This is a genomic window from Porphyromonas somerae (genome assembly GCF_022845615.1).
Lineage (GTDB): Bacteria > Bacteroidota > Bacteroidia > Bacteroidales > Porphyromonadaceae > Porphyromonas_A > Porphyromonas_A somerae.
Genome location: NZ_AP025559.1, coordinates 161,802 through 183,576, shown reverse-complemented (window position 1 = coordinate 183,576; position 21,775 = coordinate 161,802). Strand labels below are relative to the sequence as shown.

The following is a 21,775-nucleotide window of genomic DNA, read 5'->3' as shown; positions in this document are numbered from 1 at the left end:
TTGCTTAGTCGCGATACCGCTTGGTGATGTCGCCATAGGCATCAATTCGGCGGTCACGGAGGAAGGGCCACCATCTCCGCACCTGCTCACTTCGCTCCATATCTACCTCCACCACACTCTCGGCCTCTGCATCGGTTGGCAAAAGCTCTAGCAGCTCGCCCTGCGGACCAGCCACAAAGGATTGCCCCCAAAAGGTAATGCCACCAGTGACCCCTGAAGGGTCTGGCTCATACCCCACTCGGTTCACCGCCACTACAGGCAAACCATTTGCCACGGCGTGTCCACGCTGCACAAGGGTCCACGCCTCACGCTGCCTTAGTTGCTCCTCAGGAGTATCGGTACTCTCCGTGCCAATGGCGGTAGGATAGATCAATAGGTCGGCCCCAGCCAAAGCCATCAGACGAGCAGCCTCGGGATACCACTGGTCCCAGCAGACCAGCACTCCAAGCCGACCCACCGAGGTCTCTATCGGCTCAAAGCCGAGGTCGCCAGGGGTGAAGTAAAACTTCTCGTAGTAAGCGGGGTCATCAGGAATGTGCATCTTACGGTACTGCCCTGCGATCGAGCCATCCCGCTCCAGCACCACCGACGTATTGTGGTAAAGACCCGTTGCACGCTTTTCAAAGAGTGAAAGCACCAGCACCACTCCCGCCTCCTTAGCCACTTTGCCATAGAATTGGGTACTTGGTCCGGGGATCGTCTCCGCCTCATCGAAGCGATCGACACTCTCTACTTGGCAGAAGTAAAGCCCCTCGTGTAGCTCCTGAAGCACCACCAGTTCAGCTCCCTCACGTCCAAGCTTCAGGATCTTCTCTCTCAGTCTCCTTCTATTCTCCTCCCTATATGCCCCATTTTGTTGCTGTATGATTCCTACCTTCATCTTCATATATGTTGATAAAACCTTTCGGTACCTGCATCGTGATACAGTGGAGCGACCCGTGCTGCTGCACCAAGGCACTACACTCTATCCCTACCACTTCATAGTCTGGCATGGTCTCTTGGATAATCCTCAGCGCCTCTTCATCCTTCGGATCGCTGTAAATAGGCACTAGTACCGCCCCATTCACAATTAGGAAATTGGCATAAGTAGCTGGCAGAGGCTCCCCCATCTCATCCTCCATTGGCGAAGGGATAGGCAGAGGGATTAGTCGATACTTCTTTCCCTCGCTAGTCCTCAGTTTTTGGAGCTCCGTCTCCAATTGCTTCAGCTTCTTAAATTGTTCATCCATAGGATTCTTCGTCGCACAATAGACAATTGTCTCATCATCTACCCAACGCGCCAAAGTATCGATATGCCCATCGGTATCATCGCCACTCATCGGCGTTATCCCTTCTAGCTCAAAGACCCTTTGTACCCCCATCTCCTCAGGGAAGTAGAGGTCATGACACTCCTTTGGATAGGAAGGGTTGCGATTCGCCTCCCGAAGCACCGAGTCGGTGGTCAGAAGCTCGCCACGACTATTCACATCAATCGCCCCACCCTCCAAGATGGTCTCAAGGCGATTGATATACCGTACACTCGAGTCGAAGAGCTTACGCTCAAAGAAGAGCTCTCGCACCGCCTGATTATCCCGATTGCTGGCAAACTTCAAGCCCCAACCATTGAAACCAAAGTCATAAGCCACACGCTCCCCATTTTGCATACCAAAGAGGGGCATCACATCGCGCATCCATGTATCGTTAAGGGAAAAGTCAAAAAAGGGTATCAGACTATGACCTAAATCTCCCGACATCCAACGATTCATACAAACCATCGGAACATCCTGGAAATCATCTATCAAAAGCACTACATCACTGTATTCCAATAGATGATCAATGATATCGATGTAGCAATCTTGTACCTCATCGAGATTATAGCCCCAATCCATCAAGACATCGGGCCACGCGAGGATCACAGCATCCACACGAGACCACTCAGGAATCAGTCCATTCCTCCTCCAACCTTCCAACCCAATCACTTGCTCACTCATATCATATATAGGCAAGAAAAAACAAATACCCCCTCCCTGCTACAAATATAGCTATTTTCAGCGACACCCGACCCTACCCCCAGGGGTTACGCATTAGAAAGGTCTTTATTGAATAGGCTATGGGTAGGGACCCCCTTGGGGGTCCGATTTGTTGTTACCCCCTGTCGGAGGGGCGTTAGCCCCTCCGACAGGGGGTAACTAATGGTGCACGTATACATTCGACCCCTTGCGGGTCGGACAATATGAACTAAATCATCAAAGTTGTGGTTTCCTGAAAAAGGTTGACTCGGTTAATGTTACGTTGTTATTAATCCTGCTTTATGTTGACTTTCTAGCCTTTAGTCCTGTGAGGGGTTGACTGGAGGGCGTAGCCCGTAAGGAAACCCCTCACAGGACTAAAGGTACCAAAACTTGGGCACCTATCCTATTTTTTGATTTTCAAGGTACTCCTCTCTATAGCTTTTCCACCTCTTGGGGATTTTCCCTTTGCACTTTGAGGCTTCAACAGGTGTCATATAGTCGAGACTCATGTGAGGCCTTTTTGTGTTGTAAAACTCTATGACTGAGGTTAATTCAGCCTTTGCCTCTTTGATGGTTTTAAAACGTTTGCCTTTTAAGAGCTCATTCTTTATAGTGTTATTGATCCTCTCTGCTTGTGCATTATCTTTGGGATCTGGGGTTTCTGTCATACTTATATCTATGTCATTCTTTTTAAGAATATCCACATACTGGTGGCTGGCATACTGGCAGCCTCTGTCTGAGTGATGAATGAGCTTATCGTTAGCTTTACCATTCGATTTAAGTTTCTTAAGTGCCTGATTTAGAGCTTCAATAGGGTACTTAGTGTCTAGGCTATCGCCTAGGCTCCACCCGACAATTTCTTTTGAGTATGAGTCTAAGATCACGGATAGGTAGCTAAACTTATGATGTACTCCGTCATAATGGATGGGGATATACGTTATGTCGCTCACCCATACCTGATTAGCTCTTTCTGGTATCATATCTTTTACGAGGTTACCATAGAGCTTAAAACCGTGATTGGAGTTGGTGGTTCTCGGCTTTCTTTTACGTTGCCTTAGCTTCAAGCCGTGCTTGTCTAGAGTGTCAAGAAAACGGTCTCTCCCTAGTGGAGTCCCCTCCTTAAACTCTCGCTTATACATATGCCACAGCTTCTTACCGCCCATGCCAGGGGCTTTCTCTCGGGTCTCAAGAACGTACTCAACAGCCATCTCTTCAAGTGCCATATTGGCATGAAGTTTTGACTTTTTTCGCTTGTAATAGGCTTGCTTACTTACACCAAACAGGTCGCAAAGGAGCTGTATTGTATATTTCTTCAGATCCTGTGCGTGCAAGCGATCTACCGTTTGGTGCCAGCTTTTTTTCTTATTTGGATGCGGAAATTCTCTTCTGCCACATTGATTAATTCATTCAATGCATCTGTCAAAACAGTCTGCCTAAAAAGCTGTTTTTCAAGCTCTTGAACCCTTCTTTCTAAATCAACTGAGCTTTTCTCAGGCGCCCCGCCTGACGCCCCGCCTGACGCCACATCCGAATAATAATACCTGCGATATCCGCGGTGCTCTTCTTGTTTCTTCTTTTTCTTCGCCTTCATCTCTATAACTTCGTCTAACCCAGAATCTAGGTACCTATGAACCCACTCCAGGATCGTAGTCCTTCCAATAGGGACAAGGTGTGAAATCTGGGTATAACCTAAGTTTTCCTCAAAATAGAGGTGAATAACTCGGTCAAAATAAATCTTCTGGAGTTGACTCCTTTTTACAAACTTACTCATAAAAATCTATCTATGAGTCAACTTTTTCTAGGACAAGACAAGTTAATCCTAGAATAGGTTGTCCGACCCACAAGGGGTCGTGGGTTTTGGTCACGTTATTTACCCCTAGTCATCGGCTCTGCGAGCCTCGACTAGGGGCTACGACAAATCGGACCTCCTCGCGGAGGTCCTTACCCACTTATCTAATACAAGCTATATATATTAGGAACAAAACTCAAGCAAAAAGTCGTTTTATAACCAGCTGATATACAAACCCATAAATCAGCGTTAGTTTAGTTGCAACTAAGCAATCGGTTAGTTGCAACTCGGCAAATGCTTAGTTGCAACTCGTCAATCGGTTAGTTGCAACTAAACTTTTCGCCCGACTCGTCCGACACGTCTGACCTGTCCGACTCGTCCGACATGACACCCCCATCTCCCGATTTATCTATTGGCGACGAGGTACTCGGCGATCTGAATGGCATTGAGTGCGGCACCCTTGCGGATTTGGTCACCCACGCACCAGAAAGCAATACCATTGGGATTGGTGAGATCCTTGCGGATTCGCCCCACATAGATATCATCTTTACCAGAGAGATAGAGTGGCATCGGATAGCTCTGTTCGCTTGGTTGGTCCATCAGCACCGCCCCCTTGGCGTGGCGGATAGCCTCTTGTACTTGCTCCACCGTTAGTGGTTGTTCTGTCTCCACCCAGATGGCCTCGGAATGGGCTCTCAGCACCGGTACACGGACACAGGTAGCACTCACTTGGATAGGTTGCTCCATAATCTTCTGCGTCTCATTGATCATCTTCAACTCCTCCTTGGTATAGCCATTCTCAGTGAATTGATCCACTTGTGGAATAAGGTTAAAGAGCAATTGATAGGCAAACTTCTCTACCGTCAGCTCCTTCTCCTCGGCAAATTGATGGGTCTGCTCCAGCAGCTCCTCAATCCCCGACTGCCCGGCTCCACTCGCACTCTGATAGGTAGCGACGTGTACCTTGGTGATGGGCGAGAGATCATTAATCGCCTTTAGAGGCACCAACATCTGAATAGTGGTACAATTGGGGTTGGCAACGATCCGCTTGGGTGCCTCAAGTGCCCTCTTGGCATTGACCTCAGGCACCACCAAAGGCACCTCTTTATCCATACGGAAGGCACTTGAATTATCAATCATCAGCGTGCCGTGCTTGGTGATGGTCTCGGCAAATTCCAATGAGGTGCCACCGCCAGCCGAAACGAAGGCGATATCAATCCCCTTGAAGGCGTCGCCATGCTCCAATTGCTCCACCTCTATCTCACGACCTCTGATGGTGTACTTTGTCCCGGCACTTCTCTTCGAACCAAATAGCCGAAGAGAGGTATATGGGAAGTGACGCTCCTCTAGTAGCTTGATCAACTCTTGTCCAACGGCACCTGAGGCGCCTACAATTGCAATATTCATATATGTGCTAGTTCTTTTACTTTAATGGTTATTACACCCATTGAATGGGCGTTATATGATGACTAATTAAGTAGAAATTGGTCTGCGAAAAGGGCTTTGAACCAAAGAACCCACGATAGGCGGAGAGGGGCGATGGGTGAGGTGCCTTAAGGATCTTATGCTTCGCCTCATCAATCATCCACGCTTTCCGCTGTGCGTCGGCGCCCCAAAGGATAAATACGATATTGGACCGCTGCTCGCTCAATAGCTGAATCACCCGATCGGTAAGCCTTTGCCACCCCACGGCGAAGTGGGAGCGGGCTTGATGTGCCTGAACGGTAAGGGTAGAATTGAGGAGCAACACTCCTTGCTCTGCCCAATGGGTGAGGTCGCCACTCTGCGGTGGCTTCTGCCCGAGGTCGCTCTCCAGTTCCTTATATATATTCTGCAGGGAGGGAGGAAGGAGCACACCATTCGGCACCGAGAAGCTGAGCCCCATCGCTTGCCCTGGTCCGTGGTAGGGGTCCTGCCCGAGTATCACCACCTTCACCTGATCAAAGGGGGTGAGATTGAAGGCATTGAAGATCAAAGGGGCCGGCGGATAGACCACACTGGTGGCATACGCCTGACGTACAACATTAGTGATCTGCTCAAAGTAAGGCTGATCGAAATCGGGCTGTAGCACCTTTTGCCAAGAGGGGTGGATGGAGACGTTCATAGCTTTTTACTGCTGCTCTTGGGCTAGTTCGACCAACTGTTGTACCAACTCCTTGCTCGTCCCTTTGCCCTTCGAAAGTAGCTCGTTGCAAAGTGGGGTAAGGTCGATATCAGGACGCAGCGACGCCACCTTTACCAATGCATGATAGATGACGCTGCTACTATAGAAATCGGGCGCCAAAAAGTCAGCCACGATCTGTGGGGTAGCCTGCTCTATCAAGGTGGCGGTAACGCCCTCCTCGCCCGCCAGATGATTAAGCAGTAGGTAGGGAAGGGTAGCTGAAGGGGTATGGCGATCGTACTTCCGCTCAAAGAGAGTGGAGAGTAGCTCCGCAGCAAAAGGGGCACGACGAAAGAGTCGGAAGACCAATTGCTCCGCCACTTCGAGTGTCTCCACTTCGTCTGCTAAGGTGAGTGCCTCCTCCATGGTGAGGGTGTCAACGGAGCGTATCATCAGAGAAAGAAGCTTCATCTCCCGTACATTCTTATGCCACATCAGGTCGGCCAGTTCCTCCTCCTTTGGAAGCGACTTGGCCAGTTCTTGTAGCCTTAGGAGGTTGACCCCAAAGTTCACCTCATAATCCAATCCCATCTTACGCTGATTGGTAGAGGTTTCGCCATCCATACCACGGCGTAGCTGTAGGCGGATCTGCTGTAGCGTCTCGTGCCACTTCCCTTCTATCGTCTCTTCGATACTCTTGCTCATCACTTTATCTCATGTAGTTCAAGCCCATTGTTGTAGGTCTTCAGTGCCCCGGTGGCGTGGTCACTATAGATAAGGCAGACCTTAAGCTGTGGTTGCTGCTCAAGCAACTGCTTTCCTCTTTCCAGCCCCACCGCCATCAGTGCCGTTGCCCAGGCATCGGCCTCCATACAGGTAGGGGCCACCACCGTAGCACTCAGGATATCTTGGTGGGCGGGACGACCGCTCAGCACATCAATAGTATGTGCCACCTTTTTGCCCTCCACCACTTTGAAATTGCGATAGTCGCCACTCGATGCCATCCCCTCGCCGTCACAGAGCTCCACCGAATAGGCCAGTTCGCTAATGGTAGAGGTGCTATCCTCGGTCGGTTTATTGATCCCCACTCTCCAGCAATGGCCATCGGGATTTACCCCCTTCGCCACGATCTCACCACCGATCTCCACCAGATAGTTGGTCACCCCATATCGCTCCAGTGTTGCCGCCACGAGATCCACCACATACCCTTTGGAGAGGGAGGAGGGGTTGAGCGTCATCCTTGGGTCGGCCTTGATGAGGCTATCGCCCTGCAGTGCTAGCTTTTGCCAGCCCACAAAGGTGGCGATGCTATCTAGCTCCGCCTCGGTAGCCTGTCGTGTCACCCCTTTCTTGGTGCCAAATCCCCAAACATCGAAGTAAGGGGCACCAGTGATATCGTACCGCCCTTCGGTGGCTCGGCTCACCTCTAGCGACTTAGCCACCACTGTGCGGAGCATCTCGTCCATCACCACTGCCTCATTGCGATTGATGCGGGAGATGAGTGTAGTGCTATCAAAGGGGTTGAGCGAAGCATTAAAGGCGGTCATGGTGCTATCGATCTGCTCGGTGAGCAACTCGGGTGCCTCGTAAGTGATATTGTAAAGGGTATGGAAACGGCTTCCACTCTCGTGGAAATACTCCATCTGGCCAGTGCCCTCCTGGCAACTCATCAGCATCAAAGCCACAAGTGGGAGGAGTAAATGCTCAAATCTCTTCATCGATGATATAATGATTGCGTGTAGGTGACTGACGAGCCAGGAGTTCGCCAATAAATCCAGCGAGAAATAGCTGTACGCCGAGGATGATGGCGACTAGGCAGACATAGAAATAGGGCAGATCGGTAATCAACCGTGCGGGGACACCACTCCGGAGGGCCACCAGCTTATGAACCGCTAGCACCACGAGAGCAATGAAACCGATGAGAAACATTACACTCCCCCAAAGCCCGAAGAAGTGCATCGGCTTCCGACCAAATCGTCCGGTAAACCAAAGTACCAATAGGTCTAGGTAGCCATTGACAAAGCGACTCATCCCAAACTTAGTATGCCCATACTTCCGTGGACGGTGCTGAACCACCTTTTCGCCAATCTTATGGAAGCCCGCCTGCTTCGCCATATAAGGCAAAAAGCGGTGCATATCATTATAGACCTCGATATTCTTCACCACCCGCCAGTGATAACTCTTCAATCCACAATTGAAGTCGTGCAGAGGAATGCCCGAGAAGAGCCGCACCGTAGCATTGAATAACTTGGTCGGAAGGGTCTTGGAAAGCGGGTCGTACCGCTTCTTCTTCCAGCCACTCACGACGTCGTACCCCTCCTCCTTGATCATACGGTAGAGCTCGGGAATCTCATCAGGAGAGTCTTGGAGATCGGCATCCATCGTGATCACCACCTCCCCACGAGACTTCGTAAAGCCTACCTGAAGGCCGGGCGACTTGCCATAATTGCGGTTGAAACTCACCGCCACCACGTGAGGGTCTTTGCTCCGTAGCTCCTTGATTACCTTCCACGAGCCATCGGTGCTCCCATCATTGATGAATAGGATCTCGTACGACACCCCCATTTTACTCACCACACGAGAGATCCACTCGTGTAGCTCTGGGAGCGACTCCTCCTCATTGAAGAGGGGAATCAGTATCGTCAGGTCCAGACTACATTTGTTCTCCTCCATTGGGTCGATTTCGCTTGATAAAGATACTCACTATATATATGTATAGAAGCCCTTGGACAATCATATTAAAGACCACCGTCCACGCAACTCGCAGAGGGGTAAGCCCTCTCAGCTGACTGAGTGCCTCCTGATACCCATCAATATCCTTAGTCATCTCCTGTAGCAAATTGAGCGACTCCTCCATCATCCCAATAAAGGTGGCATCCTTTAGGAGAAGCGAGAAGGCGACAAAATAGGCGAGAAATGCCACCATTAGCGATGCCAAATAGGTCCAAGAGAGATAGCTCGTCACCTCGAGATACCGTGCATAGCCCCCTTTGGTAAGGTCTCTATACCGTGTCCCTACCTTATAAATAACGACTGGCACCGCTACAAAGCCAGCCACAAAAAGGAGCGTGGAGATAATTCCAAAGCGATAAAGCAAAAGCGCCAACGCCTGTACTATATAGCAACACCCAAGCCACAGCCCATCACGCCACGACTGCTCCCGGAGGTCTTGCATCACTGTCCCTGTCCCCTTTTCTATCTCTGGCTCCTGCCTATTCATTTCTCCTCACTAATGCTTCGTTGTTATTATTATGCCAATGAACCCTCTTAGCCACCACAGAGTGGTACCAGAGGGTTCAAGCGTTATCTTAATTCATAGAGATCTCTTGCCCGATCGCCAAGGGCAAAGCGGCTTTTTATTGCACCACTTCACCCTTAATGGTGAGTACTAGCGGCCCCTTCTTGCCATTGCTGTAGACAGAAACAGTCTTTACAAAAGGGTAAACTCGTCCAGTAGGATTGTAAACCACCTTGATTTCACCGCTCTTACCAGGGGCAATTGGCTCCTTGGTAAACGTAGGAGTAGTACAACCACAAGAAGAGATCACACGGGTGATCACTAGAGGCGACTTGCCCTCGTTCTTCACCACAAAGACATGGCTCACATCGCCATCGCTCTCCTTGAATACCCCGAAGTCGTGCTCAGTCTCCTTGGCCACAATCTTTGCAGCACTATCCTCCTGAGCAGAAGCCACCATTGGAAGTCCTATCAATAGGGTCATCATAATAAGTAGCGACCCGATTCTTTCCTTGATATTCATACTTTTCATATTCCTTTCCTTTCTCTAAAAATTCCTTTGCAGCACTATGGCCACAAAGCCTAATCTTCAATGTTATGATGCTACAAACTCGGTGAGGTTTAATGCCTTCCACCTCATACCAACCGTAGCAATTCAACCGATAACTACCGCAAATCTACCATAATTCCCGCTAACTACATAAAAATAGCGGTAGTTACGCATCAGAAAAGGGCTGTGTGGCATTCAAAGGGGTGTCCATAGGAGAGAACCCCAGCCGAGGGCCCCCTCTGGGGTATTCTTCTTCCGACTCGTCCGACTCGTCCGACCTGTCCGATAAGGCACGCCCACCCGAGAACCTCCGCACAGCACCCGACAGGGTGCCACTCAGCTAGCCCCAGTCGAGGCTCGCAGAGCCGAAGACTGGCGGGTTTCCGGCACACCCCACCCACGCCCCTTGCGGTCGCACCTATATCGACTTGTGCGACCACAAGGGTCGAATATTATTTTTGGACTCTCTTTCCCGCCAGTCGTTCGGGGACTACCGTCCCCTCCGACTGGGGGCTAGCTGAATGGCACCCTGTCGGGTGCGGATGAGGTCACGTCGGCGAGATTGATTCGCCGTTGGCCTATTTGGGTTGGGACTCTCTTTGTACCCTACAATTTCCCCTCCATTTCCCCTCCACCTCAAAATTATTACCTATCTTTGCCGAAAGAAAAATATCACACAACATCACATAGTTTCAAGACACGAGATGAAGAACATTCTTATCATTGGATCTACAGGTCAGATCGGCACTGAGCTAGCCATGTACCTGAGAGGAATCTACAAAGAAGGGCAGGTAGTAGCAGGATACATCAAGGCTCAACCACCAAAGCAAGAGCTCCTAGAGAGTGGCCCTTGCGAAGAGGTGGACATCACCAATGCACAGCAGATTGCCGACGTGGTGAAGAAGTACAATATTGATACCATCTACAATCTTGCTGCACTCCTATCGGCAGTAGCCGAAAACAAACCTCAGCTGGCTTGGAAAATAGGACTCGGCGGATTATTCAACACCCTAGAGGTGGCACGCGAGATGAATTGTGCCGTCTTCACCCCTAGCTCTATCGGAGCTTTCGGTCCTGGCACTCCTAAAGATAAGACCCCCCAAGATACCGTACAGCGTCCTACCACCATGTATGGCGTCACCAAGGTATCAGGCGAATTGCTTGGCGATTACTACCACCGTCGTTTCGGAGTAGATACCCGCTCAGTACGCTTCCCTGGCCTTATCTCCAATGTAGCACTCCCCGGTGGAGGCACCACTGACTACGCAGTAGATATCTACTACAAGGCAGTACAAGAGGGCAAGTTTGTCTGCCCAATCGCCGAAGGCACCTACATGGATATGATGTATATGCCCGATGCGCTACACGCCATGGTACAGCTCATGGAGGCCGATCCTACTAAGCTCGTTCACCGCAACTCTTTCAACATCGCCAGCATGAGCTTCCAGCCAGGAGATATCTACGCCGCCATTAAGCGACAGATGCCTAGCTTCGAGATGGTCTATGACGTAGACCCACTCAGACAGGCAATTGCAGAGTCGTGGCCAAATTCACTCGACGACACTTGTGCTCGCGAAGAGTGGGGCTGGGCACCCAAGTACGACCTCGATAGCATGACAACCGATATGCTTCGCGTTCTCACCGAGCGTTACAAAAAGTAACTTTCCCCACAACACCATACAAAGTCTCCTAGGCATCCTCCCCGATCCTAGGAGACTTTTTTATTGCATAAAAGTCCGATTAGCCACCTCAGTTAAGGAGAATGCAACACGAAGATCCACACTCTAGTTAAGAGAGCAAAAGTTGAGTTGCAACTAAGCATTTACTGAGATGCAACTAAGCATTTGCTTTGTTGCATCTAACCGATCGCTTAGTTGCAACAAAGCAAACGACAAAACACGGCACTGATTATCAGGTATTTACAAGAGGGCTCCCAACGGCTTATATTTCATCATAATTCAATGTGTAAAAATCCTCCTGCATCGTCATAAAACATTTGCAGGCAAATGTCTGAAAATGGCACTTTGCAGAAGGACCTCTTAATTAGAATAGAGTTGTCTAATAGAGGCTCCAATTAAAATATTTTTGCAAGGCTTAGCCATTGATACTATAATTTGGTACCTTTGTAACTGCTAACAAGGAATAAAAAGGGGAGTAACCACCTTTCCTTTGCTGTACAACCACATTCGCACCTAACGAATACGAAGTGGAACATGAGTAATAATTGTTTTATAATTTAATACGTTCAAAAACTAAGGTATGAGTTTCAACTACTTGTGCAAAGTCCGTATCGCATTCCTCGTGATGCTCCTTGGACTCACTGCACCCAATGCTCTAGCCCAGACCATCACCGTGAAAGGTGTGGTCACGGACGCCACTTACAATGAGCCCGTAATAGGGGCCACTGTAGTGCTAGTAGAAGATACCTCCAAAGGTATGCTAACTAGCTTAGATGGTGAATTTACACTAACTGGAGTGCCAAAGAATGGTACCATACGTGTCTCCTACGTGGGATACAAGACTATTGAGGTGCCTATCAACGGCCAAACCACCCTCAACATCGTTATCCAAGAAGATAATGAACTCCTCGACGAAGTAGTAGTCACCGCACTCGGTATCAAACGCTCCGAGAAAGCCCTCTCCTACAACGTCCAAGAGCTCAAAGGCGAGGCTCTTAACAAACTAGCAGATGCCAACTTTGTGAATAACCTCAATGGTAAAGTAGCCGGAGTGACCATCAATAGTAGCTCTGCAGGTATGGGTAGTGCTAGTAAAGTGGTCATGCGTGGTACGAAATCTATTGATGGCAATAATAACGCCCTCTATGTGATTGATGGTGTGCCCATCTTCTCTACTACGACCAAGCAAGGATCAGGACAATTTGATTCCAATGGTAGTACTGAGGGTGCCGCTGATATCAACCCCAATGATATTGAGAGCATCAGTGTCCTCACAGGTGCTTCAGCAGCAGCACTTTATGGTAGTGCCGCAGCCAATGGTGCGATCCTCATCACCACTAAAAAGGGTGCCTCTGGAAAGCCAAGAGTTACTTTCTCGACCAATAATGATTGGGGAGTTCCAATGTGGCTTCCTGAGTTTCAGTACCGCTATGGAAGCGATGGCAGACAAACCTCATGGGGCAGCCCAATAGGCAACCAGTGCGATGGCTATTATAGAATTGAAGACTTCTTGCAGACTGCATTCAATACCAATAACTCTGTCTCCGTATCTGGTGGCTCAGACCGCAACCAAACTTATCTCTCGGTCAGCACGACTAATTCATGGGGCTTGGTGCCAAATAACAGGTATGAACGCTACAACTTCACTGCACGAAATACCTCTTCACTACTTGAGGATCGTCTATCTATAGACCTCTCCACTAGCTATATCATCCAAAAGCACAATAATATGGTGAACCAAGGTGAGTATATGAACCCCCTTGCTTCTGCTTACTTGATGCCTAGGAGTGAACACACAGACAATGTAAAGAACTTTGAACAGTTTGATGCCGACAGAAATATATATGTACAAAACTGGCGGTATGGAGCTGGTGAATACACACTTCAGAATCCTTTTTGGGTTGCCTATCGAAACCTACGACACAGCAAGAGAGAGCGCTACATGCTTTCTGCTACCGTAGCCTACGACCTTATGAAGTGGAACGAGGCAGAGAAGTGGAACATTCAAGGGCGTGTACGCTCCGATGTAACCAATGGACTAGCCACAGATAGCCGATATGCTACCACTGAAAAGATCAATGTAGAGAGTGCCAAGAACGGCTATTACGGAGAGGAAAAGTCAACCGACCGCCAAACCTATGCCGATGTATTGAGCACCTTTAATAAGAGCTTTGAACTGGGTAGTCAAAGGCTAAATATCAATGCCACCCTAGGAGCTTCTATTCAAGACACTCGTTTTGAAAGCTCCACAGTAAGAGGACCACTCAGAGATGCAGGTGCTGCCAATCTATTCAACACCTTCAATATTGACCAAAATCACGAGAAGAGTGTAGCTTTCCCTGAGGGTTGGATTGAGCAAACTCAAAGTATCTTCGGGAGCTTGGAGCTAGGTCTTAATTCTTACCTATTCCTGACTGTGACAGGCCGTAACGACTGGGCTTCCCAGCTAGCCAATTCACCTCACAAGTCATTCTTCTACCCATCTGTAGGTCTCTCAGGCGTGATCACTGATATGCTTAGTGCCGATACTAAGACTAAGATCTCCCCAGTGCTAGGTTATCTACAGGTAAGAGCCTCATTCAGCTCGGTAGCTTCACCTTTCCAAAGAGGTCTAACCACCCCTACCCTCGTGAAGGACTTTAAGACTAAAGGCTATAGCGATCTGACCCATTTCCCTGTTGGAGAGCTTTACCCTGAGCGAACCGACTCTTACGAAGTGGGCTTCTCAAGCAAGTGGTTTAGCAATCGCTTTACACTCGATATGACTTACTACCTCACAGACACGAAAAACCAAACATTCTTCGTCACAGTACCAGCAGGATCTGGTTATAGCGGCATGTATCTCCAAACGGGTATGGTACGCAACCAAGGTATTGAACTGGCTGCAGGGCTACACCTAGGAAATAATGATGGATGGGCCTTTAACTCCAATCTCACCCTTGGATATAACCACAATGAAATTAAGGAGCTAGCTGAGAACTATACCAACCCTATTACTAAGGAGAAAGAATCTAAGGAATTCCTCGAAATAGGTGCTCTAGGCATAAAGTACGTCCTCCAAAAGGGGGGAACCCTTGGAGATATCTACACCGAACAAGACTTTAGTCGCGACAGCAGAGGTGACATCATCCTCAATGCCGATGGTTCTCTCGGAATTAGAGGACTTGATGCAAAAGAGCGTGTAAAGCTTGGTAGTGTCCTTCCAAAGGTCAATGCAGGGTGGAGCAATGAAATCTCTTACAAAGGATTGGCCGTAGGGGCAACACTTACTGGTCGCTTTGGGGGTGTCGTTGTTTCCATGACGCAGGCAGCTCTTGACAACTATGGAGTTTCGGAGCGTACTGCCGCTGCACGTGACCGTGGATACGTGCAGGATGGCAACATCTTTATGAATCCTGAGCGCTTCTTTACCACGATAGGTAGCAAACGTATGGCACAATACTACACCTACGATGCCACTAATATACGTATCCAAGAGGCTCACATAGCTTACAACTTACCAAGGAAATGGTTTAATGACGCTGTGGGTGTCCACCTATCTCTCTTCGGTCGCAATCTAGCCTTCCTTTACAATAAGGCTCCATTCGACCCTGAGGCAGTTTCTAGCACAGGCAACTATTCACAGGGGCTTGACTATTTTATGATGCCTACTCAGACTAGCTTTGGCTTCAATGTCAAGGTAGACTTTTAATGGTTAATGCGTTTATTGAAGATAACAATTATGAATAAGATATTATTCCCTCTCGTCGCACTATTCCTAGGTGCCTCCCTAGTGGGATGTACCAAGAATTTTGAGGAGTACAATCGTGACCTTGGAGGTGTTACAAGAGATGACCTCGGTAGTCTACCTAAGGGTGGCTCACAGGTCAATAAGCTAGCACAATGGCTCATCCCTAATCAAGAGAATGGTTATCAGATGACCTTTGATATGCTATCCCCCTACTCCGGCTTTGCTGGCGCCCCTAGCTTTGTCTCTGACTTTGCTGCGTACAGCCCAAGAATTGGTTGGAATGACTATCCTATGGAAGATACCTTTACCAAGCACCTTCTTCCAGACTATATGAGTGTTTATGGTGCTACTGATGGCGATATCAACCACCCAGCGATGGCGCTTGCCACCATTACAAGAGTGGCTATCACTCACTATATCTCGGACATTTATGGCCCTCTCCCTTACTCAAAGGTTAATGGTGCCAACCTTTCTGTGCCTTACGACACTCAAGAGGAGCTTTACAAAAACATGCTTGAGGATCTAAAGAAAGCATCAGAGTCTTTGATGGGCCCTGCAGGTGCTTCTGCTATGTATGCAGATTATGATGAGATGTATGGCGGCAATCTTAGAAACTGGGCTACCTACGCAAGATCACTAATTCTTCGTATGTCAATCCGAATATCAGGAGTAGCTCCCGAACTGGCTAAGGAGTATGCTGAGTGGGCAGTTGCTAATGGGGTAATTGAGTCCAACGCCTTGAATGCTAAGACACCAAGTACTGACAACCCTTTAGCAAAAACCAATGGGTGGAACGACTCTCGAGTTGGAGCTGACATTGTGGAATACCTGCTAGCATTCAACGACCCTCGTACCGATGCTTACTTTACTAAGGTACGAGACGGAAAGCCCTTTGGCTTGCGCTCACCTAGTAGCTCTATCAAAGGCAATGCAGCAATCATCTCTAGCTACTCTAGCCCTAATATTACGTCATCAAGCCCCATCTATCTACTTACCGCAGCTGAGGTGGCTTTCCTGAAAGCCGAAGGTAAGTTGCTTGGTTGGAACGTAAGTGACAAGTCGGCAAAAGAGCTTTATGAAGAGGGCATCCGCCTATCTTGTGAGCAATGGGGTGTAGAGCTTCCAGAGGAGTATCTACAGAATACCAATAAGCGAGGTGGCTTTGTTGATAAAGTCCTACCTGAGACAAGTTTACCCGACTTTAGCTCTGATATCACAGTCAATTGGGACGATGCCAATGGCGATGTAGAGAAGCAAAAGGCCAAGATCATCACACAAAAGTGGATCGCGCTCTTCCCTTATAATACTGTAGAGGCGTGGAGCGAGTGGCGTAGGACAGGCTACCCCAACCTTCTCCCTGCAGTTGTTAATTCAAGTTCAGGTGAGGTACAACAAATCACCCAAGTCAATGGAAGAGACACTGGCGGTATGCAACGCCTAAAGTTTGTCTCAAGCGAGAAGACTCAGAATGCCACAAACGTAGCTGCCGCCATCCAAGACATTGGAGGTAAAGATAGCTATGGAGCACCCCTATGGTGGGCAAAAAGAAACTAAACAGATGAGGAAGTAATCGTTATGAATAAGAAAATGACTAAGTGGGTACTTGCCACAATCATAGGTCTCGCACTACTCTCTTGCAACAAAAATGTAAGAATAGAGCCTGCTGAGGTGGTTACCCCACGCAATGAAATCAATACCGAAACTCTTGAGAGTTATAAAAATAGCCTACTTGGCCGACCCATCGTCATGGCAATGCACTATGGATGGGGTGCTGATGGTGGCTCAGGAGCACAGCTCTACAGACTACCTGATTATCTGGATGTAGTAGTGGTGAAGGATAGCCGACACCAGTTACTTGGTTGGATGGAGAAAGACCTATCTACCACACAACAAGTAAAGAAGACCAAAGTACTCAATGCTATTGACTTCCACGCCATTGACACTCAGTATGCCGATGAGCTCAAGACAAAGTTCAAACGTCAGCGCGATAAACTTAGAAATAGCTGGAAAGACTTGGAGACTCCACTAACACCTGAAGAGCAAGCTGAGCAACTCGCAAACCTCGAAAAGGCCCTTACCGAAGAGCTACATACCAATGCTCTAGCCAAGGCGACTGAAGACACCGAAGAGCAAGTTGACGCGATTAGCAAATATGGCTTTGACGGTATCTGTGTAAAGCTCCCTGAGAATTTCCAATTGATTTCCAAGGAAGAGGCTACCCAATTACTCTCCAAGATCACAGCTGTAGCTGGTGGTGCCAATAAAGCCCTCCTAGCTATTGAGGCACCCTTTGAGGAAGCTCGTGCGGAGATCGAGAAAGCCACTTGGATCATCTTCAATAAGAAGGTATTGGAATACCGTCTCTCAAATTTTGAGAGTGAGGCACTCCAATGGAAAGACAATAGGTATCTACCCTCAGCAAGCTTCAAGGGAAAAGATCAGAAAGAGGGCTTTATGGATGAGACCCACTTCTCACTAGACGAGCTACCCCGTATGCAATCCATCCTTTACTGGCAAGCACCCAATAAGGCAGGCGTGGCGTATTACCACACAGAGCTAGATGCCAGCAATGTAGTAGAGACTATGCCTTATGGCACCCTTACCTCTCTCATTGATAAGCAAAGAGTATTAAACAAGTAAGACGACAACACTATGAATACAAATAACTGGGTATGTAAGAGCATCGTACTTCTCTTGATCTCTCTAGCTCTAGCTTCGTGCGATAAAGAGAAGCACCTTGAGGGCGGAGAGCTCACTGAGCAAAGTGCCACCCTAGAGATCATTACCAAAGACAAGACCGAGTTGGCGGACCCCTATACCTTACGCAGTATAGAGATCGATAAGCCTGAGATTGAGCAGACCACTATTGACCTCAGAGCTCACCTTACGCTATCTACTGAAGGTGAGAAGGCCATCTCCATATCAATTGATGAAGAAGCAGCAAAAAAATATGGTAAAGGCAATGTAAAGTTACTGCCTTCATCAGCCATCTCTATTCCTAAGGAGATTACACCGATTCCTGCTTTTGCAGTTACTAGTGAGCCAATTTCTGTCACTATCAACCTCACTGACGAGATCGAGTTTGATGAAATCTATACATTTGCCCTCAGACTTGACCCTATTAATGGAGCGAAGATGAATAAACCAAATGATGTGGTTATCTTTACTCTATTGAGGGAAGAGAATAAAGTACAAGTCAAAAAAGCTGTACTACTCACTAGAGACTTCTACTTTGACCTTGCAAAAGACTTTTCACATAGGGGCGACTTCACTATGGAGTGCTTGGTAAATGCACAAAAGTTCAGAGACTCTGAAGACGAAGGTGAGGCACAAATTTCTACCCTTATGGGTATAGAGGGCGGCACACTACTCCGCTTTGGTGATGCTGGAGTACCAGGGAATAAACTCCAAGCTGCTGGTGAAGTGATTGACTTGCCATTTGAGACCAAGGCATGGTATCACGTTGCTTTCACTTACGAGGCAGCCACTCAAATTGTTACAGTTTACATAGATGGCGAGATGAAATCTTCATTCAGGAAGCCTTGCTCCATCGTTCCAAGAGGAGACAAGTGGTATATTGGCAGAAGCTATAGCGGGGGCAGAGGATTATATGCCATGCTTGCTGAGGTGCGTGTATGGAAAAGTGTCCGTAAACCTGCTGAGCTCTTAGAGCATATGCTGAAAGAAGACCCTACCAACCCAGCACTACTTGCCTATTGGAAGATGGATGCTGCAGAAGGAGCTACAGTCACCGATCTTACTGGCAATGGACACGATCTCGTCCTTAGGGTACAGCAAGGCGGTGCCGACCCTAAAGTAAATGTAGTAACGCTTGATAGTCCACTTGAGAGTGTAGAGAAGTAAGCAGATAAAGAAAGAATATAAATATGAAAAAGTATATCTTCACCCTACTTGGAGCGGCTTCAATGGCTCTCCTCACTGTAGGTTGTCAAAAGAATCTCACTATAGAGATGCCTGGACCTGACCCTCTAGTGGAGAAGGTACTCCTAGGTGAGCCTAGCATCATAGATGCTGAGACAGGCGAGCAATTATTCAGTACCACGTACTATGACGGCACTGTAGACCTCAACGTGACACTACCTAGCAAAGAATCTACGATAGAGCTACTTCCTTACGACGAAGAGACCTACAGCAAGGTGCTAGGAGCACTCAAGAGAAAAGACCCCTTCGGTCAATACACCATATTGCCTGAAGGCAATGCAACCCTTGCCCTCAAGGATGGAGCAGACGCTACTCATAAGGTAATAGAAGCCACTCTCACAGGGATAGAGGAGCTTCCCTACAGCATCTACAATTTGCCAGTATTGGTAAAAATAGATGATCAAGTGGTAGCACACTTCATCAAGGTTCCTCTAATGGGTGCCTTTGTGCCTCTCTCCGAGGAAAATAAAAAGCCACTCCCAACTGTAGAGGGCTATACCGAGCCTATCAAGATGGTTGCTTATGTAGAGACCAACGATTGGGATCCCCGCAATATCGCCAACTTTGTACTTAAGGATAGTAAGCTACCAGTATTCGATATGATCGTATGCTTTGCTGCCAATATGAATTATGACCTCACCAATCAGAGACGTGTACTATTCTTTAATAGTGAGCTTCAACCTATTGTCAATAATCCTGATGTGTTCATCAAGCCAATTCGCGATAGGGGTATCAAACTCATTATGGACATTCTACCCAATCACCATGGTGTAGGATATCACAACTTCCAGAGCTACGAAGAGGCACTAGACTTTGCTAGTCAGTTGAAGTACTGGTCTGAAAAGGCGGGCATTGACGGATGGGACGTGGACGAAGAGTATGCAGAATATCATAAGCTTCCCGACCTAAGATATAAGGAGCAGTCTGGGCTATGGTTCCTACGAGCACTACGTGAGACCCTGCCCAATACGCTAATTACCCACTACGAGTACAACTCACCATTTAGAGCGGATAGGACAGATGAGACGGGGAAGACTGCATCCGACTATATCGACTACGCTTGGACTGATTACGGTGTTCCTGGCCCTAGCACGATTGGTATCCCCAACAATCGGTTTGGCAACAAATCAATTCAAGCTAGCTACAATCAATTAAGCAGAGGAGCATCAACTGCACGCTCTATTCTTAATGAAAAGATGCAGTGCCTGATGATCTTCAATATGACAGTAACGAAGGACAATTGTGATAGCTTTGCAGCACAGCTCTCCGAGATTACTCAAGTCTTCTACGGCGAAGATTGTATATACTCTGGCCCTCACTTTATAGGACCAAAGGGTAAATAATTACAGCAAAAGAATTTAGAGACATGAAAAATATACTATCCAAAGGACTTATCCTCGTGATGGCTCTCTTTGCTCTCACTTCTTGTGACAAAGACCAGCCCAATGAGGAGCAGAAAGAGGTGCCAAACCTAGTAGTAGAGCTATCCGAAGCCACACTACAGCCAAATCAGTCACTCGAAATACCTATTAAGAGTGGCTCAGGTAACTATCTAGTCTCCATACCACAGATAGGTATAGCGACTGCTTCAGTCACCAAGGAGAGCGTTACCCTCACTGGTATCAAAATAGGCGAGACCCTACTGACCATCACCGATAAAGTATCACGTCAAAGCAAGGAGATCAAGGTGAGCATAGAGGCCGAACCAGTACTGAAGCTCTCTCACCGTGAGCTTAAGACTTCGGTAGGTGCCACCAGCATTGTTACGATCCTCAATGGCTCCTCAAAGTACGAAGCTGAACTAAGTGACCCTGCACTGGGTACCTACTACTTCCAAGAGCAAAACTTCGTATTTACAGCTAAGAAGGTGGCAACTGGCACCATTACTATCAAAGATACCGAGCTAGGCTTCACGAAAAGCATCAATGTTGAAATCACACCTATTCCACTGCTTCTCAATACCTATGAAGTAACTATACCTACTGGAGATAGTAAGAATATCTCCATCACGAGTGGGTCAGGTGACTACACCGTTACTTGTGACAAGCCCGAGCTAGTGAAGATCGTGGTCAATCGCAATACCATTATCCTTACAGCGACAGCAGTAGGCGAAGGAACCATCACAGTTAAGGACAACATTACCGAACAGGTTAAGGAGATTAAATTAACCACCACACTACAGCCATTCGTTACCACTATTGATGATACGGATGAACTCACAGTCTATTTCTATGAGGGTAGTGAAAAGAATATTGAGATCTACACTGGTAATGGAAACTATGAGATAGTGGTTGAGGATGAAGAGGTCATCACCGCTACATTGGTCAATAAGACGGTAAAACTCATTCCACATAAGGAGGGTGAATCCTTACTAACTATTAAAGACATCATTTCAGGCAATGAAGTCTCTACTAAGGTAGTAGTGAAAGCACCTCAACAATTGATAGTATTCTCTCAGCAAAAAGTAATCGTAAATGCTGGTTCAAGTGTGACCATTAGAATTATTGAAAACAATTCAGGACGAAATAATTGGTCGCTCTATTTTAATACTGTTAATGCATCAATTGCAATGGCTAATAAATCGTGGTGGGGAGATGACATAACGATTTATGGACAAATGGTTGGACAAACCACCTTGCTAGTTAAAGATGACTACGGCAATGTTTATGGTTCATTAGCTATTGAGGTAATATAAAAACCTATTACTATCCTATAAACCTTTTGCGAGTGACTACCTTAATGGCAGTCACTC

The 21,775-nt window shown here is 47.7% G+C and carries 18 protein-coding genes; 7 read left to right on the top strand and 11 right to left on the bottom strand.

Translation table 11 applies throughout. The annotated features are described in order from the left end of the window. Positions 1-4 precede the first annotated feature (4 nt). From MWL85_RS00720 to MWL85_RS00670, 11 genes are all read right to left on the bottom strand, one after another. Positions 5-880: a carbon-nitrogen hydrolase gene (locus tag MWL85_RS00720; protein WP_244401834.1), complete on the bottom strand. Its 876-nt coding sequence runs from the start codon at positions 878-880 to the stop codon at positions 5-7. Next, positions 840-1,970 (bottom strand): agmatine deiminase family protein, encoded by a 1,131-nt coding sequence (locus MWL85_RS00715; RefSeq protein WP_244400971.1) that lies wholly within the window; start codon positions 1,968-1,970, stop codon positions 840-842. The genes MWL85_RS00720 and MWL85_RS00715 overlap by 41 nt, the downstream gene beginning before the upstream one ends. A gap of 419 nt (positions 1,971-2,389) precedes the next feature. Then, complete coding sequence (locus MWL85_RS00710) at positions 2,390-3,322, bottom strand: IS3 family transposase (protein WP_244400171.1); 933 nt, start codon at positions 3,320-3,322, stop codon at positions 2,390-2,392. A gap of 5 nt (positions 3,323-3,327) precedes the next feature. After that, on the bottom strand, positions 3,328-3,762 hold the full coding sequence (locus MWL85_RS00705) for a hypothetical protein (RefSeq protein WP_244400172.1): 435 nt from the start codon (positions 3,760-3,762) through the stop codon (positions 3,328-3,330). A gap of 423 nt (positions 3,763-4,185) precedes the next feature. Beyond that, positions 4,186-5,187, bottom strand: coding sequence for an aspartate-semialdehyde dehydrogenase (locus tag MWL85_RS00700; RefSeq protein WP_244400969.1), 1,002 nt, complete (start codon positions 5,185-5,187; stop codon positions 4,186-4,188). A 31-nt stretch (positions 5,188-5,218) separates the two neighbouring features. After that, positions 5,219-5,884 carry a uracil-DNA glycosylase gene (gene ung / locus MWL85_RS00695; protein ID WP_244400967.1) on the bottom strand — a complete coding sequence of 222 codons (666 nt, stop codon included), beginning with the start codon at positions 5,882-5,884 and terminating at the stop codon, positions 5,219-5,221. A 6-nt stretch (positions 5,885-5,890) separates the two neighbouring features. Beyond that, positions 5,891-6,589 carry a DNA alkylation repair protein gene (locus MWL85_RS00690; protein ID WP_244400965.1) on the bottom strand — a complete coding sequence of 233 codons (699 nt, stop codon included), beginning with the start codon at positions 6,587-6,589 and terminating at the stop codon, positions 5,891-5,893. Continuing rightward, complete coding sequence (locus tag MWL85_RS00685) at positions 6,589-7,602, bottom strand: FAD:protein FMN transferase (protein ID WP_244400963.1); 1,014 nt, start codon at positions 7,600-7,602, stop codon at positions 6,589-6,591. The genes MWL85_RS00690 and MWL85_RS00685 overlap by 1 nt, the downstream gene beginning before the upstream one ends. After that, on the bottom strand, positions 7,589-8,557 hold the full coding sequence (locus tag MWL85_RS00680) for a glycosyltransferase family 2 protein (protein ID WP_018028237.1): 969 nt from the start codon (positions 8,555-8,557) through the stop codon (positions 7,589-7,591). The genes MWL85_RS00685 and MWL85_RS00680 overlap by 14 nt, the downstream gene beginning before the upstream one ends. Further along, on the bottom strand, positions 8,538-9,104 hold the full coding sequence (locus tag MWL85_RS00675) for a DUF4199 domain-containing protein (RefSeq protein ID WP_244400961.1): 567 nt from the start codon (positions 9,102-9,104) through the stop codon (positions 8,538-8,540). Before MWL85_RS00675 ends, MWL85_RS00680 begins: the two co-directional genes overlap by 20 nt. Positions 9,105-9,240: 136 nt before the next feature. Then, the gene (locus MWL85_RS00670) at positions 9,241-9,654 is read right to left on the bottom strand and encodes a DUF1573 domain-containing protein (protein WP_018028235.1); all 414 of its coding nucleotides are present in this window, start codon (positions 9,652-9,654) and stop codon (positions 9,241-9,243) included. A 722-nt stretch (positions 9,655-10,376) separates the two neighbouring features. Here MWL85_RS00670 and MWL85_RS00665 point away from each other — a divergent pair. The 7 genes from MWL85_RS00665 to MWL85_RS00635 all read left to right on the top strand — a co-directional run bounded on the left by MWL85_RS00665 (position 10,377) and on the right by MWL85_RS00635 (position 21,718). Beyond that, on the top strand, positions 10,377-11,333 hold the full coding sequence (locus MWL85_RS00665) for an NAD-dependent epimerase/dehydratase family protein (protein ID WP_244400959.1): 957 nt from the start codon (positions 10,377-10,379) through the stop codon (positions 11,331-11,333). A 598-nt stretch (positions 11,334-11,931) separates the two neighbouring features. Continuing rightward, entirely contained in the window at positions 11,932-15,042 is a 3,111-nt protein-coding gene (locus tag MWL85_RS00660) for a SusC/RagA family TonB-linked outer membrane protein (RefSeq protein ID WP_244400958.1), read from the top strand. 30 nt (positions 15,043-15,072) lie between these two features. Next, positions 15,073-16,635 carry a SusD/RagB family nutrient-binding outer membrane lipoprotein gene (locus MWL85_RS00655; RefSeq protein ID WP_244400956.1) on the top strand — a complete coding sequence of 521 codons (1,563 nt, stop codon included), beginning with the start codon at positions 15,073-15,075 and terminating at the stop codon, positions 16,633-16,635. A 21-nt stretch (positions 16,636-16,656) separates the two neighbouring features. Beyond that, positions 16,657-17,721, top strand: coding sequence for a glycoside hydrolase family 18 protein (locus MWL85_RS00650; protein ID WP_244400955.1), 1,065 nt, complete (start codon positions 16,657-16,659; stop codon positions 17,719-17,721). 12 nt (positions 17,722-17,733) lie between these two features. Then, on the top strand, positions 17,734-18,945 hold the full coding sequence (locus MWL85_RS00645; RefSeq protein ID WP_018028229.1) for a DUF1735 and LamG domain-containing protein: 1,212 nt from the start codon (positions 17,734-17,736) through the stop codon (positions 18,943-18,945). A 23-nt stretch (positions 18,946-18,968) separates the two neighbouring features. Then, the gene (locus MWL85_RS00640) at positions 18,969-20,366 is read left to right on the top strand and encodes a glycoside hydrolase family 18 protein (protein WP_244400953.1); all 1,398 of its coding nucleotides are present in this window, start codon (positions 18,969-18,971) and stop codon (positions 20,364-20,366) included. 23 nt (positions 20,367-20,389) lie between these two features. Continuing rightward, entirely contained in the window at positions 20,390-21,718 is a 1,329-nt protein-coding gene (locus MWL85_RS00635) for a hypothetical protein (RefSeq protein ID WP_244400951.1), read from the top strand. Positions 21,719-21,775: the final 57 nt, after the last annotated feature.